14 protein-coding genes, 1 tRNA gene and 1 other RNA gene are annotated in these 17183 nt (G+C 64.8%); 14 read left to right on the top strand and 2 right to left on the bottom strand.

The annotated features are described in order from the left end of the window. Positions 1-34 precede the first annotated feature (34 nt). The 6 genes from AC07X4_RS05235 (at position 35) to AC07X4_RS05210 (ending at position 6910) form a co-directional block, all read left to right on the top strand. A complete protein-coding gene (locus tag AC07X4_RS05235) occupies positions 35-1732 on the top strand; it encodes an MBL fold metallo-hydrolase (RefSeq protein ID WP_494739459.1) in 1698 nt (565 codons plus the stop codon). A 31-nt stretch (positions 1733-1763) separates the two neighbouring features. After that, the gene (locus AC07X4_RS05230; protein ID WP_494739458.1) at positions 1764-2558 is read left to right on the top strand and encodes an rRNA pseudouridine synthase; all 795 of its coding nucleotides are present in this window, start codon (positions 1764-1766) and stop codon (positions 2556-2558) included. Between the two features lie 336 nt (positions 2559-2894). Beyond that, positions 2895-4160, top strand: a complete 1266-nt coding sequence (locus AC07X4_RS05225) for a YjgN family protein (RefSeq protein ID WP_494739457.1) — start codon at positions 2895-2897, stop codon at positions 4158-4160. 2 nt (positions 4161-4162) lie between these two features. Continuing rightward, positions 4163-5449: a M48 family metallopeptidase gene (locus AC07X4_RS05220; RefSeq protein WP_494739456.1), complete on the top strand. Its 1287-nt coding sequence runs from the start codon at positions 4163-4165 to the stop codon at positions 5447-5449. Between the two features lie 172 nt (positions 5450-5621). Then, complete coding sequence (locus AC07X4_RS05215; protein ID WP_494739455.1) at positions 5622-6503, top strand: DUF6402 family protein; 882 nt, start codon at positions 5622-5624, stop codon at positions 6501-6503. Then, entirely contained in the window at positions 6503-6910 is a 408-nt protein-coding gene (locus tag AC07X4_RS05210) for a hypothetical protein (RefSeq protein WP_494739454.1), read from the top strand. The genes AC07X4_RS05215 and AC07X4_RS05210 overlap by 1 nt, the downstream gene beginning before the upstream one ends. 23 nt (positions 6911-6933) lie before the next feature. Here the strand turns inward: AC07X4_RS05210 and rnpB are convergent. Beyond that, positions 6934-7273, bottom strand: an RNA gene (gene rnpB / locus AC07X4_RS05205) — RNase P RNA component class A. 10 nt (positions 7274-7283) lie between these two features. Continuing rightward, positions 7284-8918: an RNA repair transcriptional activator RtcR gene (gene rtcR / locus AC07X4_RS05200; protein WP_494739453.1), complete on the bottom strand. Its 1635-nt coding sequence runs from the start codon at positions 8916-8918 to the stop codon at positions 7284-7286. A 344-nt stretch (positions 8919-9262) separates the two neighbouring features. Here rtcR and AC07X4_RS05195 point away from each other — a divergent pair. The 8 genes from AC07X4_RS05195 to clsB all read left to right on the top strand — a co-directional run bounded on the left by AC07X4_RS05195 (position 9263) and on the right by clsB (position 17166). After that, positions 9263-9335: transfer RNA gene (locus AC07X4_RS05195), tRNA-OTHER, on the top strand. A 296-nt stretch (positions 9336-9631) separates the two neighbouring features. Continuing rightward, a complete protein-coding gene (locus AC07X4_RS05190) occupies positions 9632-10765 on the top strand; it encodes a slipin family protein (RefSeq protein ID WP_494739480.1) in 1134 nt (377 codons plus the stop codon). Between the two features lie 9 nt (positions 10766-10774). Continuing rightward, positions 10775-11587 carry a hypothetical protein gene (locus AC07X4_RS05185; RefSeq protein WP_494739452.1) on the top strand — a complete coding sequence of 271 codons (813 nt, stop codon included), beginning with the start codon at positions 10775-10777 and terminating at the stop codon, positions 11585-11587. A 54-nt stretch (positions 11588-11641) separates the two neighbouring features. Beyond that, positions 11642-12865 (top strand): RtcB family protein, encoded by a 1224-nt coding sequence (locus AC07X4_RS05180; protein WP_494739451.1) that lies wholly within the window; start codon positions 11642-11644, stop codon positions 12863-12865. Then, complete coding sequence (rtcA, locus tag AC07X4_RS05175; protein WP_494739450.1) at positions 12862-13929, top strand: RNA 3'-terminal phosphate cyclase; 1068 nt, start codon at positions 12862-12864, stop codon at positions 13927-13929. Before AC07X4_RS05180 ends, rtcA begins: the two co-directional genes overlap by 4 nt. Positions 13930-14054: 125 nt before the next feature. After that, a complete protein-coding gene (gene cysK / locus AC07X4_RS05170) occupies positions 14055-14972 on the top strand; it encodes a cysteine synthase A (RefSeq protein WP_056059308.1) in 918 nt (305 codons plus the stop codon). Between the two features lie 185 nt (positions 14973-15157). After that, positions 15158-15931, top strand: a complete 774-nt coding sequence (locus AC07X4_RS05165) for an endonuclease/exonuclease/phosphatase family protein (protein ID WP_494739449.1) — start codon at positions 15158-15160, stop codon at positions 15929-15931. Next, entirely contained in the window at positions 15928-17166 is a 1239-nt protein-coding gene (clsB, locus tag AC07X4_RS05160) for a cardiolipin synthase ClsB (protein WP_494739448.1), read from the top strand. The genes AC07X4_RS05165 and clsB overlap by 4 nt, the downstream gene beginning before the upstream one ends. Positions 17167-17183: the final 17 nt, after the last annotated feature.

Here is a 17183-nt window from a genome sequence, read left to right as displayed (position 1 = left end):
GGCAGGCTGCAGGGCAACGCCGGATAATGGCCCGATGCCCCGCTCCAGCCAACAACTCCACCCCCACCGAGAACCGGTAGCCACCCGCCCCGCTGCCACCGTGCTGCTGCTGCGCGATGTGCCTGGCGGCGGCGGGCTCGAAGTCCTCATGACCCGGCGCTCGGCCACGGCCAGTTTTGCGCCTGGCGCCTATGTGTTCCCCGGCGGGGGCATTGATGCGCTGGACGCTGCGCCCGCCACGCACGCCACCGCCGACCGCCGCCCCACACAAAGCCACCAGCACCTCACCCAGGCGATTGCTGCCATCCGTGAGAGTTTTGAAGAGCTGGGCGTATTGCTGGCGCGCCATGCCGACGGCCCCCGCCAAGGGCAGATGGCCGACGCGCAGGACATTGCCGCCATCGACCGCCACCAGCCGTTTGCCGCGCAGTGCGCCGCTCGCGGACTGCGCCTGGCGGCAGATGGGGTGTACCTGCTGGCCCACTGGACGGCCGACCGGGACCTGGCGCGCCGCTTTGAAGTGCCCTTTCTGGTGGCCCGCATGCCCGAGGGCCAGGAGCCCGTGGCCGACGAGGCAGAGCAGTTCGAGCCCGTGTGGGTGCGCCCTGCCGACGCGCTGGCGCGGCACGAGGCGGGGCAGTTCTTCATGATCTTCCCGACCATCCGCACGCTGCAGCGCCTGGCCCAATTTGCCAGCACCCAGGCGGTGCTGGACGCCGTGGCGCACGAGCAGCCCCTGTGGGTCAGCTGCCCGCGCGCAGGCCTGCTGGCAGGCAAGGAAGCGCGCTACATGGAGGACGAAATGCCGTTTGGCGAGCTGGCGCTGGTCTGCCCCGACGGGCAGATCGTGCACCCGCTGGACTGGCAGACCGAGCGCCCCGTGCCGCTGCTGCGCAACGTGATGCGCCTGACCGCGCCCAACCCCGGCGTGATGACCGGCCCTGGCACCAACAGCTATCTGGTGGGCGACCCGGCCACAGGCTTCATCGCCATCGACCCTGGCCCGGCCGACGCCGAGCACCTGGACAAGCTCTGGCGTGCAGCGGGGGGCGACATCCGCATGATTGTGTGCACCCATTCGCACGCCGACCACTCTCCCGGCGCCGCACCGCTGCAGGCGATGTGTGTGCAGGCCGGCAAGGCACGCCCGCCCGTTCTGGGCCTGCCGTCGGCCCCCACGGCCCGCGCGGCCAGCCAGTTCACCCCCGACCGGGCGCTACAAAATAGTGAGCTGCTCGTTCTTGAGGGACTAGCATATGAAGGCAAAATCACCCATACCCTGCAGGTGATCCACACCCCAGGCCATGCGGCCAACCACCTGTGCCTGCTGCTGGTGGAAGACGCGCTGCTGTTCAGTGGTGACCACATCCTGAACGGCAGCACCACGGTGATCGACCCGCCGGACGGCAACATGGCCGACTACCTGGATTCGCTGGAACGGCTGGATGCGGTCTGCGCCGAGCACAGCGTGGAGTTCATCCTGCCCGCGCATGGCTACGTGCTGGGGGGCCCGGTCCTCGGTGCCCGCAATGCCATCGCCAAGCTCAGGGCCCACCGCCTGGCGCGCGAGGCCAAGGTACTGGCCGCCATGCAGGCGCTGCCCCAGGGCAGCATGGACGACTGGGTGCGCCACGCCTATGACGACGTACCGCAGCGCATGTGGCCCGTGGCCCAGCGCTCGCTGCTGGCGCATGTGGAGCGCATTCGCTCTCTGCAGCCCGGCAATGACTGAACCACAAGAACACCAAGACCGCCTTCATTCAATGACCGACAAGAACCCTGACTCCACCCACATCCGCCTGGCCAAACGCGTGGCCGAACAGCTGAGCTGCTCGCGCAGCACGGCCGAGCAATTCATCGAGGGCGGCTTTGTGAGCGTGGACGGCCAGATCGAGGAAGCCCCCGGCGCGCGCGTGCGCCCCGATCAGACCGTGGCGGTCGCACCCGATGCCAGCCTGCTGGAGCTGACCCCAGTGACCTTGCTGCTGCACAAGCCCGCAGGGTTTGAAGCCGGCCTGGGCCTGCCTGGCTCACCCACCGGGCAGGCGGCCCACGCCAGCCGCAGTCAGGGTGCGCAACAGGCGCTCACGCTGCTCAGCGCGGCGTCCCACCTGCCGGAAGACGCCTCGGGCATCCGCGTGCTGCAGCGCCACTTCAAGCAGCTCGAATGCTTCACCCCGCTACCCATTGAGGCCAGCGGCCTCGTGGTGTACACGCAAGACAAGCGCATCGCGCGCAAGCTGGCCGAAGACATCGAGTCGCTGGAGCAGGAGTGCATCGTCGAGGTCAATGGCGACATCGCGCCCAATGGCCTGCAGCGCCTGTGCCATGGCCTCACGTTCAATGGCCGCCCCCTGCCCCCCATCAAGGTGAGCTGGCAGAACGAAACCAAGCTGCGCTTTGCGCTCAAGGGCATCCGCCCCGGCCAGATCCCGGCCATGTGCGAGGCGGTGGGCCTGACGGTGGTGGGCATGAAGCGCATCCGCATCGGCCGCGTGCCGCTGGCCAAGGTGCCTGAGGGGCAGTGGCGCTACCTGCAGCCTTGGGAGAAGTTCTAAGGCAACGCTGAACAAGTCCCCCGCAGTGGCGCCCGCCCTGATTTGGGATGGGATGCAAGGCGCAAACCACAGCGATAGCCGTAGCTATCGCGAGGATTTGCAACGCGGCAGACCGCCCAAAGCAGGGGTTCGCGGTGCGCGAGGGACTTGTTCAGCGTTGCCCTAAGGGCTTGCGGGCCCAGCGGCACCCTGCCGATGCGCACCGGACAAGTCAAGCACATATGCTCCTGAAAACATAGCTGCCAGCGCTTTTAAAACAGGCGCTTCAAGCCTTTTTCATTTGAATTCCTTCGATCCGCACCGCTGCTACACTGCGCAGCACTCTGGAGGGAGTTCATGAACACAAACCAATCGTCTGGCGGCGCTGCGGGGCCGATGTCCACCTTCATGCCGATGAACATCGATGCCCACCCGCTCGAGTTCACGGGCAGCGGGGGCGAGTATTTCCGGGTCTGGATCGTCAACGTGCTGCTGTCCATCGTCACGCTGGGCATCTACACCCCCTGGGCGCGCCGCCGCACCGCCCAGTATTTCTACAGCCACACGCTGGTGGCCGGCAGCCCCCTCGAATTCACCGCGCAGCAGCGCAAGATGGTGATGGGCTTTGTGCTGCTGATGCTGCTGACCATTGCCTACAACCTGGCCGCCAACACCGGGCAGGACACGGCGGTGGGCCTGTTCCTGCTGGCGGGCGCAGCGCTGGCGCCCTTCATCTGGGCCAGCGCCATGCGGTTTCGCCTGGGGGCCACGCGGTGGCGCGGGCTGCGACTGCAGTTCACGGCCAGCTGGAAAGAGGTGTACATCGCCAGCTGGCCTGTTTTTGCGCTGGCGCTGGTGTGGTTTGGCGTGTTTTATGGTCTGCAGCTGCTGTCGCCCGACCTGGCCCAGGCGCTGGAGGCCATCGAAGAAGAGGGCAAGAAACAACCCATGCCCCGCTTCACGCCCGCCATGGGCGGCTTGGTACTGCTGGGCCTGGTGCTGTCGGTGCTGTGCGTGATCCGCACCGAATACAACTTCAAGAGCCTCTTGGTGCTCAAGGCCCAGGTGGGTGCCGAGCGAGGCCGCTGGAAGCCCGTGTACATGGACTTCGTCAAGGTGTGGATGGCCACCGTGGCCGTATTCATCCTGTGCGTGGTGGGGTTCTCGGCGCTGATCGGCATCCTCGCAGGCAGCTCCATCGCCCTGGTGGCCGGCCAGAGCGATCGCCTGGGCCTGTGGATGTTTGTGGTGATCATCGTGTCCATCATCGCGGGCATCTTCATGCTGATCCTGGCATCGGCACCGGCCCGCGCATACCGCGAGGCGCGCATGTTCCAGCTGATGTGGAACAACATCGGCGTGAGCCACGTGGCCCGCTTCAAGTGCCACCTCAAGAGCGGCCGCTACGTGTGGCTGCGCATCAAGAACATGCTGCTTACCCTGCTGACGTTGGGGCTGTACCGCCCGTTTGCGCGGGTCAGCGAATACCGCATGAAGTGTGAGTCCGTCACCCTGCACGTCAAGGGCGGCGTGGAGCAGGTGACCGGTGCCATGGTGCGCCAGCAGCAGGGGGGCCTGGGCGATGCACTGGCGGATGCGGCTGGCCTCGACCTTATCGGCTGAACATGTCGGCATCTGCGCACCCAGCCCTCGTCCCCGGGCGCTGGTTCGATGGCCAGAGCAGCAAGGCCCGGCCCGTGGTGGTGAGCCTGCGGCCCACGCCACAAGGCCCCTCCTTGGTGCTGCACCCGCTCTCACAGCCCGGGGCCGAGCCTGTGGTCTTTGCCTGGAAACAGGTGGGCTGGCCCGAGGCCTGGAACGAGCGCAAGCCGCAACCCCGCGTGGTCGTCGATCTGCGCGACCATGGCAGCGTGGAGATCGATGCCGTGACCGAATGGCGCGCCGCCCTGGCCGCGGCAGGTGAGCGCCCCGGCATCGCACAACGCATGCAGACCCGCTGGCCCGTGCTGCTGGGCGTGACGGCCGCCGCCGTCATTGGCCTCACGCTGTTCTACCGCTACGGCACACCCTGGGCGGCCACGCAGCTCACGCGGTTTGTGCCCCTGGGCTGGGAAACCAGCGTGGCTGAGAACGTGCTCAAGCAGATGGATGAAGGCACGCTCAAGCCCAGCCAGCTCCCCAAAGAGCGGCAGCAGCAACTCCAGGCACGCTTCAACACGTTGGTGCAACAGGCGCCCGCCACGCTGCACCGCTACGCACAGTACAACCCGCCCCTGTCGCTGGAGTTCCGTTCGGGCATGGGCGCCAATGCCTTTGCCCTGCCCGGCGGCAAGATCGTGATGACCGACGGCATCGTGAAAGCCGCCGCCGACAAGGGCCTGCCCGACGACGCCCTGGTGGGCGTGCTGGCCCACGAGATCGGCCATGTCGTGCACCGCCACACCACCCGCATGGTGGTGGAGCAAGGCGTGCTCAATGTGGGCCTGGGCTTGGCACTGGGAGATGTGTCGGCCATCGTCTCCACCGGTGCCTCGGTGATGACGGGACTGGCTTACAGCCGCAGCCACGAGCGCGAGGCCGACTGCTACGCCATCGCCCTCATGCGCCACACCGCGCTGCCCACGGCGCCCATGGGCAAGCTGCTGCTGGCCATTGCGCGGGACGATGAAGACGAAGAGGACAAGGACAAGGACAAGGACAAGGACAAGGACAAGGACAAGGGCAAGGGCAGCGACAAGGACAAAAAGGCGGCCGGCGACAACCCAGTCGATGCTTCCCACGGCCCTACGCCCCAATCAGCCGCCAGCGCGCCCGACGCCACACGCAAACGCAAGTTGGGACAGGAGGCCGAATCTCACCCGGTCTGGTCGCTGCTCAGCAGCCACCCCGAGACGGTGAAACGCGCCACCGAACTGGAGCAAGGGCACGCGCCGCACTGCGCAAAGAAGTGACCCACACCCAGGCCAGTCCACCGTAACAAGCGCAAGACCTGCGCTAACGCACTTGCGGCGTGCCCCATCGGGTTACCCCCCGTAACCAAAAAAGAGCCACCTTACAAAGCTCACGAACGCTCAACCATGAGAATCCACTGCTTAAAAAGAAGCGGATGTGGGAGGGAATATCATGGGCGGTATCGTCTCAGGAGCAGAGCAGCTCTCGGCGCAGCTTGAAAAACGGCTGCCACCAAAGGTGCAGCGATTCAGGCTGGATGACATCCCCAATGTCATGCGCGCCCGTCTAGGATGGCCAGTGGCAGCTACGCTTATGGACCGCTGGTTCAGGGCGCCAGCACATGTGATGTCAGATGCAGTAAAAAGTGGGCGAGCGCCGCACCGGTTAACACAGCTGAATCCCGCGCAATTGGACGAAACCACGGTAAAGATGACGTGGGCATTAAGCCATGCGAGAGTGCAAGCGGCCTTGGCCAAGTTGCAGAGCAAATGGTCCAGCCCGGCAGGAGTAGCTCAATTGCAACGAAGGGTAGCGGAGCAAGGGGTGGGACGATCCACCCAGTGCTGGCAGTTTGGAAACCTTGCCCACTCTGCAAAAATCCTCGACCAGACCAGCCAGGTGAATTTCGAGAGCATCGGTAACCTCAGCGACCCCATGGATGACTTCTATGGTGCGATGGGAGAAGCCACTCTCAAGGTGGCCGTTTCGGGCGTCGTTACGCCAAAAGGCCCGGGCAAAGCAGCCATCGTGATCGATGAACTAGGGTTCTACTTGCGCGATTCCTATGACTTCAACGACGACTCTTTTCTGTCGCAGCCTCTGGGCTTCTGGAGTTTCAATGGCGTAGAACGCAAACCGCAACTGGCACTTGACGTTCCCACAACCACCCAATGGGCGTACGGAGATCCTTCCGAGCTGCGCAGCCAGAACTATCTTGTGCAAAACAAGCATTTCAGGCAATGGCGCAAAACGCAGGGCTACGGCGGAGATTTCATGGTCTTGTCGGACGTGCATCGGGTTCGCCTGACAACCCCTGTTCGGCTGGAGTGGTGATGCAATTTTCCCGTTTGAAACGAGTACCTTGTATTGCATGGTGCATCGCGCTCAGTGTTCTATGCGCTATAGGTTGGTACCTGGCCACCCCTACCTTCGCCGACGCGGAGAATAGCCCACACCGGGTTTATCGATTGGAGTTCCATAAGGCATCTTTTTTGCAACGCGTGGTGCACCCCGCCCACAAGATGCCTTATGTCGTTCGCCTGTACCGCATCGAGCCAAAAACACTGTTGGGCGAAAGTGCGGTCGTTGATTTGCTGTTCAATGGCGAAATCAGCTGGCACCTGGATCCCCCATTGCAATTCAACAAGGTATATGTCGGACGCGACGTCATTTTCGAGAACATCCCAGGGGAATGCAACGAGCCCGCCCAAGCCCCAAGTTGCCCAAACTACAAACACTGAGCCAGAAAGTACTCTAAGAAAAAGTGTGAAGCACGCCGATAAGCCGGATTCTGTGCACCACGGTTGCCCGCAGTGTGACCGCCATTAATCTGGGCCGGGTGTCGCCACCACGGCTCGGTGCTACCTACCCGCCAGCTCTGCGGAACCACATCAACGCTGGCCTACTTGGTATTGCTGCGCGTAGAGATTGCCCGTTTCACCCCCGGTGGTTTGCCTTGCGGCACTCCCCCGGGACTCGTCTCTGTTGCTCTGATCCTCACCTCACGGTGGGCAGCCGTTAGCTGCTACGCTGTCCTGTGCAGTCCGGACGTTCCTCCAGTGCCTGGTTTCCCAGATTGCACCAGCGGCGGTCTGGCGTGCTTCACGGGCGAGATTATCGCCCAGCACCCGATGCCCGCTCCCAATCCAGTCCAAACCGCGCCAGGTACTTGCGCAGCCGGTCCGCATCGTTGACCACGGTGCGCTGCGTGCGCGAGGCCTGGAACAACTGGCGCCCCGCGTCCGACAAGGTGCGCGACTGGCGGCAGACTTGCAGCACGGCGGCCAATTGCAACTGGTCGAAGAGGTCCATGGACTCCACCACCTCGTCACCCAGCAAAGCCGCGAGTTCGTCGCGCCCCACCGCGCCTGCGGCGGGAACCAGACCATGGCGCGCATCGCTCGCGGGCTGCCACAGCCAGCGCAGGCGGGCGATCTCGGCCTCCACCAGCGGCAGGCCGATGCGGCCGCTATCAGCCAGAGTGGCCAGGCGCGTGACACTGGCCGAGAGGTCGCGGAAGTTGCCAGTCCACAGCGCTTCAGGCGACTGGGCATAGCGCAGGTAGACAGCGCGCGCCTCGTTGGAAAAGCGCACGCTGCGGCCCAGCTCTTCGCCCGCTCGCTGCAGCAGGTGGTCCACATTGGGCTCGATGTCCTCGGGCCGCTGGGCCAGGCCCGGCAGCACATAGCTCCAGAGGTTGATACGCGCAAACAGGTCCTCACGAAAGCGCCCTGCCGCCACCTCGGTGCGCAGGTCACGGTTGGTGCCAGCTACCAGTTGAAAGTCGCTCTCCACCTCGCGGTCGCTGCCCAGGGGGTAGAAGCGTTTTTCCTCAACGGCCTTGAGCAGCATGGCCTGCTCGTCCGGGCCCAGCTCACCAATCTCGTCCAGAAACAGGACGCCCTTGTGCGCCGTGCGCAGCAGGCCCGCACGGTCGGCCGCAGCGCCGGTGAACGCACCTTTCTTGTGGCCGAACAGCGTGGACGCCGCACCGTCGCCATGCAGCGTGGCGCAGTTCACTTCCACAAACTCGCCCTCGACCTGGTGACGGGATTTTTTCAGCTCATACATGCGCCGCGCTAGGTGTGACTTGCCTGCGCCCGTGGGCCCGGTGAACAGGATGGGTGCGCGCGAGCGCACCGCCACCCGCTCCACCTCGTCGATCAGCGCGTTGAAGCGCGCATTGCGCGTGGCAATGCCGCTTTTGAGGAACTGCACCGCATCCTGCTGCTCCGCGCCGAAGCGCTGCGCGATCACGTCGTAGCGCGAGAGGTCCAGGTCGATCAGCGTGTAGCTGCCAGGGTTGCCCATCTGCTGGCGCTTGGGCGGAGAGGTCTGCACCAGCACACCCGGAATGCGGCGCGACTCCACCAGCAGGAACAGGCAGATCTGCGCGACGTGCGTGCCGGTGGTGATGTGCGTCCAGTACTCCTCGCGCTCGGTGTCAAAGCGGTAGGCCTGCGTCCAGTCGTACAGCTGGGCATAGACCTCGCCAAAGTCCCACGGGTCGGCAATGGGCAGCGGCACCAGGTTCACCGTGGTCTCGGGCGAGGCAGTCGCCATGTCCGTGCGCACCTGGTGGGCCAGCTCGCGGTGCGGTGGTGTGTAGAGCAGCTCCAGCCGCTCGATCACCACGTCCTCATGCTGCACCAGCGATACGGTGGGGCGCCACTTCTCCCACCGCCCGGCGCCCCGGCCGGAGTCGAGCTGGGTGCCAAGGAACCCCATGACCACCTTGTTTTTGCGCATTTATTTTGTCTATTTAACTAGCTTTCATTCTAATTATTCCGACAAACGCACACCACACCAATTTCGTAAAAACAAAAATATCACCATACAAATCAACAGCTTGGGCAAGTTGAATACCACTCACCACAAGCTGGCACACATCTGGCAATAGAAGAAGCATCCAGCGCAAGCGGTGACCGCTCACAGGCTGGGGTTAGGACAAATGTTCGCCCCACCGGTGCAGGGCGTCCGGGGCCTTCGGGTTCTGTTGATGTTCTGCATGCCGCACATCGCCAACGCTGGGTAGCGGCACGGTCGTGGTGACCACTCCGAAAGGAAGTGTCTGGTTCGACTCCAGGCGTGCCACCACTGGTAGCTCAGTCTGGTAGAGCCCCGCCGAAAGGCGGTTGTCGCAGGTTCGATTCCTGCCCACGGTCGCAAGACCTTGTTTGGAAGTACCGGTCGAAAGACCACCCGCCGAACGCGGGGAGAGGCCCCGAGGTTGCGCAGCGACCGCAAGGGATTCACCCCGTCAGCCGGTGGCGGCTTGTGCCAGCACCCGGCACAGCCCGCGCCCGCAGCCAGCCGCGCTGCCGCCATTCCCGCTGGGGATGGCGGCAGCCACCACGGCGCACTGCACGGCCCAGGCTGCACCCCCTGGCACCCCGCCATCGCTGTAACGGCAACCCGATACGACAACGAAGAAGAGAGAGGAAAAAGAGATGCTGACGAAGATGTTCCAACGCGCCACCGTCAAGAAGAACGAACGCGCCCTGCTGCTGCGCAATGGCAGCTTTGACCGCGTGCTGCGCAGCGGCACCTACTGGCTGTTTGCGGGCACCGACGCGCTGCGCGTGGAAACCTTCGCCCTCGAACAACCCGCCTTCACCCACGGCCTGGCCGAGTACCTGATGGCGCAAGAACCCGCCGTGGTGGCAGCCGAGTTTGTGCAGGTGAGCCTGTCGGAAACCGAAGTGGGCCTGCGCAGCGAAAACGGCGTGCTGGTCGAGATCCTGCCCCCTGGCACCCGCCGTCTTTATTGGAAAGGCTTGGTGGATGTGAGCGTGCACGTGGTGGACCTGCAAGCAGGCCCTGAACTGCCCGCCGCACTGGTGGCGCGATTGACGCAAACCCAGCTGCGCCAGCGCAGCGTGACCGGATTGGCCGGTGTGCTGCAAGTGCAGGTGCCCGAGGGCCAGTGCGGCCTGCTGACGGTGGACGGCAAGGTCGAGCGCCTGCTGACCGCAGGCACCTACGCCTTCTGGAAGTACGGCCGCACCGTGGCCGTGGAGATGGTGGATTTGCGCCTGCAAGCCGTGGAGGTATCGGGCCAGGACATCATGACCCGCGACAAGGTAAGCCTGCGTCTGAACCTGTGCGCCACCTACCGCTACACCGATGTGCTGCGCGCCTTTGCCCAGTTGCAAAAGCCTGCCGACCACCTGTACCGCGAGCTGCAGTTTGCGCTGCGCGCCGCCGTGGGCACCCGCACGCTCGATGAGCTGCTGGAGAACAAGACGGTGATCGACGACGTGGTGAGCGCACACATGGCCGCCAAGCTGCTGCCCTACGGCATGCAGCTGGAAAGCGTGGGCGTGAAGGACATCGTGCTGCCGGGCGAGATGAAGACCATCCTGACCCAGGTGGTGCAGGCGCAGAAGCAGGCCGAGGCCAACGTAATCCGCCGCCGCGAGGAAACCGCCGCCACGCGCTCGCTGCTCAACACCGCCAAGGTGATGGAGGACAACCCCGTCGCCCTGCGCATGAAAGAGCTGGAGACCCTGGAACGGGTGGCTGAGCGCATCGACAAAATCTCGGTGTTCGGCGGCCTGGACCAGGTGCTGAACGGCCTGGTGAAAATGAGATGAAAGAACGCTATGAAGAAGCAACCGACACCTGTAACCACACCGCTGGAAGCAGCCATACAGGCGGTCTACCAGGCGTTTGCCCAATACAGCGCACCAGAGGTGGGCACCCTGGATGTCTGCACTGCCTGCTGCATGGATGCTGACCTGGCACTGCAAATGAGCCACCTGCCGCTGCCCCAACTGACCGAGAAGCACTTCTACCAATACAACGATTCGGCCAAGAGCCAGGTGCAGCCTGCGGATGAAATCAAATACCTGGCCCCACGGCTGCTGGAACTGCTGGCCGAAGGCGCCCGGTTGCACCACTCCACCGAGCTGTACCTGGACCGCTTGGGGCGGTGCGAGCCCGGCTCCTTTTCAGCGACAGAACAGGCTGCGCTGCAGGGCTTTGCGCTGGCGTACTTTGCACAAGGCTTGGAGCAATGGCCTGCGGGCAACGATTCGCTTTTCCAGGGGGATAACGCCTTCACCATCTTGCTCATGTGGGCCTATGCCCGCGTGCCGCTGGAGCCATTGCTACAGCACTGGCTCGATAGCGGCAGCGACACATCGACCCTGAACTTTGTGGACGCGTGCTATTGGGACTATGTGTGGAATGCCAACCAGATGGGCAATGCGTTTGCCGCCGACCAGGCCGAATACAAACGCACCATGGAGGAATGGCTGAACAGGCCCGCCACCAAGGCACGTTGGGCGGAAAAGCTCATGCGCCTGGTGGATGCAGGCCCCACCAGTTCCTGGTTGCCAGCGGGGGCCGTGGACCATCAGCGCTACCCGCTCCCGGAGCGGATCAGCGCAGTCTTTGACGCGATGACTGCATAACGCCCGTCGCCCAAAAAACGAACAACACAACAAAGAAACAACGAGAAAAGAACCATGACCAATAACTACGAACAACTCGAAATCCCAAACGGCGTTCCCGTGAAGATGTGGACGAACGGCGTGCCTGTAGAGGAAGACGCGAAGAACCAGCTGCGCAACATCGCGCGCCTGCCCATCGTGTTCAAGCACGTGGCGGTGATGCCCGACGTGCACCTGGGAATCGGCGCCACCATCGGCTCGGTGGTGCCCACCCTCAAGGCCATCATCCCCGCCGCGGTGGGGGTGGACCTGGGTTGCGGAATGATGGCGTGCAAGACCACGCTCACGGCAAGCGACCTGCCCGACAACCTGTCCGGCGTGCGAGCCGCCATCGAGCGCGCCGTGCCTGTGGGCATGACGCCCAAGCGCTTCGGCCGCGACAAGGGAAGCTGGGATACGCCGCCCGCTGAAACCGATCGCGCCTGGGCGGGGCTGGTGGATGAGTTCGAGGAAATTTGCGAGGCGCACCCGCGCATCAAGAACACCAACAACTACAAGCACCTGGGAACGCTGGGAACGGGTAACCACTTCATCGAGATCTGCCTGGACGAACACCAGTCCGTGTGGGTGATGCTGCACTCGGGCTCGCGCGGGGTGGGGAACGCCATCGGCACCCACTTCATCGAGCTGGCCAAGAAGGACGCCGAGATGAACCAGCGCAACCTGCCGGACAAGGACCTGGCGTACTTCGAGGAAGGCGCGCAGTACTTCGGCGACTACGTGAAGGCCGTGGGGTGGGCGCAAAAGTTTGCCGCCGCCAACCGCGAGGTGATGATGGGCCGCGTGATTGCCGCGCTGCGCAAGGTGATCACCAAGCCATTCGAGACGCACGTGGAAGCCGTGAACTGCCACCACAACTATGTGCAGCGCGAAACGCACTTCGGGCAAGACGTGTTCGTGACCCGCAAGGGCGCGGTGAGTGCCGAGCAAGGCAAGCTGGGGATCATCCCTGGGAGCATGGGGGCCAAGAGCTTCATCGTGCGCGGAAAGGGTAACCCCGAGAGCTTCAACAGCTGCAGCCACGGCGCAGGCCGCACCATGAGCCGCACCAAGGCCAAGAAGCTGTTCACGGTCGAAGACCAGATCAAGGCCACCGAGGGCGTGGAATGCCGCAAGGACGCGGATGTGATCGACGAGATTCCGATGGCGTACAAGGACATCGACGCGGTGATGGCGGCGCAGGAAGACCTGGTGGAGGTGGTGTACACGCTCAAGCAAGTCGTGTGCGTGAAGGGATGAACGTGCAGCAACTGGACTTAGACGGCTCCACCGGCGAAGGCGGCGGCCAGATCCTGCGCACCGGCCTGGCCCTGTCCATGGTCACCGGCCGCCCGCTGCACATCACGCGCATCCGTGCGGGGCGTCCCAAGCCGGGGCTGATGCGCCAGCACCTGGCCTGTGTGCAAGCGGCGGTGGCCGTGTGCGGTGGGCAGGCCGAAGGCGCGGAGCTGAATTCGCAAACGCTGGTGTTCACACCCGGCGTGGTGCGTGCGGGCGACTACCGTTTTCAGATTGCCACCGCAGGCAGTTGCCTGCTGGTGCTGCAGACGGTGCTGCCCGCGCTGATGCTGGCCGATGGTCCGAGCAAGGTCGAGCTGTCGGGTGGCACGCACAACCCGATGGCGCCGCCGTTTGATTTTCTGGAACGCGCCTTTGCGCCGCTGGTGCGGCGGATGGGGGTGGGGCTGGAGTTGCAACTGCAGCGGCGGGGCTTCTACCCCGCCGGGGGCGGCGAGCTGGTGGCGCACATCACGCCCGCCACCACCACCACGCAGCCGCTGGCGCCGGTGGATGTGCTGGAGCGCGGCCCATTGCAAAACGGCTGGGGCGAGGCACTGGCACCCGGCCTGGCGCGCCACATTGCCACGCGGGAGCTGGAGGCGCTGGGCCAGCGCATGGGTTGGACGTTCGAGGCCGGCCAACTGCGCCAGCCATCCACACGCCAGAACGAGGGCCCGGGCAATGCGCTGATCGCCACGCTGGAGTATGCGCAGGTGACCGAGGTGTTTTGCCAGTTGGGCGAGCGCAGCCTGTCGGCCGAGCAGGTGGCCAAGCGGCTGGTGGACGAGGTGCGCGCCTACCAGCGCAGCACCGGCGCGCTGGGCCCGCACCTGGCGGACCAGTGGATGCTGCCGCTGGCCCTGTCTGTGTGGCGCAGTGGGCAGGCCGCGCGCTACACCTGCACCAAGGTAACGCAGCACACGGTTACCAATGCGCAGACCATCGCGCTAGGCTTGCCGGTTCAGGTTCAGATCGCCCCCTCAGAGGATGCAATGCGCGTTGAGATATCTCCCGTGCCCTGAAGGGCCAGCGCGGCATGGACCCATACCCTGGCTATATCCATATGACCAGGGCCGTAGAACAAGTGGTTCAGAATGCGCACCACACCCCTTCCCTTTGACCCATCCGACACCTCACAGGAGACGCCATGAAAGTTGATAACATTCTTCAGACCATTGGCAACACGCCCCACGTGCGCATCAACCGCCTGTTCGGCCCTGGCGCCAATGTGTGGGTGAAGTCGGAGCGCAGCAACCCCGGCGGCTCCATCAAAGACCGCATTGCGCTGGCCATGGTGGAAGACGCCGAGAAATCGGGCGCGCTCAAGCCCGGCGGCACCATCATCGAGCCCACCTCGGGCAACACCGGCATTGGCCTGGCGCTGGTGGCGGCCGTCAAGGGCTACAAGCTCGTCCTCGTGATGCCCGACAGCATGAGCATCGAACGCCGCCGCCTGATGCTGGCCTATGGCGCGCAGTTCGACCTGACCCCGCGCGAAAAAGGCATGAAGGGCGCCATCGCCCGCGCGCAAGAGCTGCAGGCGCAGACGCCCGGCTCGTGGATTCCGCAGCAGTTCGAGAACCCCGCCAACATCGACATCCATGTGCGCACCACGGCGCAGGAGATCCTGGCAGATTTCCCCGACGGCATTGATGTGCTGATCACGGGGGTGGGCACGGGTGGTCACATCACGGGCGTGGCGCGGGTGCTCAAAGCCAAGTTCCCCCAACTCAAGGTGTTTGCGGTGGAGCCCACGGCCTCGCCAGTGATCTCGGGCGGCGCGCCGTCGCCCCACCCCATCCAGGGCATTGGCGCGGGGTTCATCCCCAAGAACCTCGACACCAGCCTGCTCGACGGCGTGATCCAGGTCGATGCCGAACCGGCCCGCGAATACGCCCGCCGCTCTGCGCGCGAAGAGGGCATCCTGGTGGGCATCTCGTCCGGCGCCACCTTGGCCGCCATTGCCCAGAAGCTGCCCGAGCTGCCCGCAGGCGCCAAGGTGCTGGGCTTCAACTACGACACGGGCGAGCGCTACCTGTCGGTGGAAGGTTTCCTGCCGGCCTGATGGCCGCCAGCACGCAGCGCACTCACACCAGGGCCCTTCGGGGCCCTTTTTTTGGGCTGCGCAGCACAAAGCCACGGCCAGCCGTCCTACAGCGGCGGGGCACGCAGGCCAGAACAATCAGTGTTCGCACCGGCCCACCTCTGCGGTGATTTCGCCGGAGCCCCCCCCAACGATTGCAACTGCCCATGGCCCCGAACTCCGCGACAGACTCCCAGCCTATTGCGTTCAAGGTGCTCACCGTGAACGTGCACAAGGGCTTCACCACCTTCAACCGGCGCTTCATGCTGCACGAGCTGCGCGAGGCCGTGCGCGAGGTGGCGGCCGACCTGGTGTTCTTGCAGGAAGTGCTGGGCACACACCACCGGCACGCCAGCCGGTTCGCCAACTTTCCGCAGGTGCCGCACTACGAGTTTCTGGCCGACACCATATGGTCGCAATACGCCTACGGCCGCAATGCGGTGTATGACAACGGCGACCACGGCAATGCGTTGTTGTCCAAGTTTCCGATCACGCATTACGAGAACCACGACATCTCGGTGAGCGGGCCCGAACGGCGCGGCATGCTGCACTGCGTGCTGCAGCCTCCCGGGCACCACCTGCCGGTGCATGCCGTGTGTGTGCACCTGGGCCTGCAGGAGTCGCACCGGCAGCACCAGCTGCGCCGCGTGTGCGACCTGGTCAACAGCTTTCCCGCCCACGAGCCCGTGGTGCTGGCGGGCGACTTCAACGACTGGCGCCACCGTGCCCACCGGGTGCTTCAGCACGAGGCGGGATTGCAGGAAGTGTTTGTGCAGGCCTTTGGCCGGGCGGTGCGCACGTTTCCGGCGGCGATGCCGCTGCTGGCGCTGGACCGCATTTACGTGCGCAACGCGACGGTTCACTCGCCACTGGCACTGCCCAAGAAACCCTGGGACAAGCTCTCGGACCATGCGCCCCTGGCTGCGGAGATCCTGCTATGAAACGCCCTACCTTCCGCGCGCCACGCTCGTCCCGCTGGGTGCCCGGCAACCATTTCGAGTTGCTCGAAAACGGCGAGGAGTTCTTTCCCCGCGTGTTCCAGGCCATTGCCGAAGCCCGGCGCGAGGTCATGCTGGAAACCTTCATCCTGTTCGAGGACAAGATCGGCCAACAGCTGCACGCCGCTTTGCTGGCGGCCGCGCGGCGGGGCGTGGAGGTGCATGTGCTGGTGGACGGCTTTGGCTCGCCCGATCTGTCGGACCAGTTTGTCGGCAGCCTGGTGGAGGCTGGCGTGCACTTTCGCATCTTTGACCCGGGCCGCCGTTTCCTGGGCCAGCGGCTGAACCTGCTGCGCCGCATGCATCGCAAGATCGTGGTGGTGGACGGGCACCTGGGGTTCATTGGTGGCATCAACTACTCGGCCGACCATGTGGCCGACTTTGGCCCCGAAGCCAAGCAGGACTATGCCGTGCAGGTGCGCGGCCCGATCGTGGCGCAGATGCACCACTTCACCCGCGAGGCCGTGCTCAGCCGCCAGGACCGCAAGCGCCACCAGGCCGCAGGCATCACCGGGCGCCCGCACGCGGGCACGGCGCACGCGATGTTCGTGACACGCGACAACCAGCAGCACACCAACGATATCGAGCGCCACTACCGCGTGGCCCTGCGCGCAGCGCGCAGCCGGGTGGTGATTGCCAACGCCTACTTCTTCCCGGGCTACCGGTTCATCCGCGAGATGCGGCGCGCCGCGAAACGGGGGGTGGATGTGCGCATCATCCTGCAAGGCCAGCCCGACATGCCGATCGTGAAGACGGCAGCCAGCCTGCTGTACGACCACCTGCAGCGCGCAGGCGTGCGGGTGTACGAATACTGCGACCGCCCGCTGCACGGCAAGGTGGCGCTGGTGGACGAAGACTGGTCCACCGTGGGCTCCAGCAACCTTGACCCGCTGAGCCTGTCGCTGAACCTCGAGGCCAACGTGATCATCCAGGACCGTGCCTTCAACGCCCACCTGCACCGCCGCCTGTCGCACCTGATGGAGCACAGCTGCAAGCAGGTGGAAGCCACAGCCCCCAGCCGCTGGAACGGCCTGCGCCTGCTGCGCAGCTATGCGGTTTTCCACTTGCTGCGCTGGTTCCCCGCATGGGCAGGTTGGTTGCCCCGGCACGAGCCCCAGATCACGCTCGCCAACCCAGGGGCGGGTGCGGCAGAGCCCACTGGCAGCCCCGCCACCTGAACTGGCAGGCGCCCACC

The organism is Acidovorax sp. GW460-11-11-14-LB4, assembly GCF_059423685.1.
Note: the sequence above shows the minus strand (reverse complement) of the source record. Positions and strands in the feature narration are given on the sequence as shown.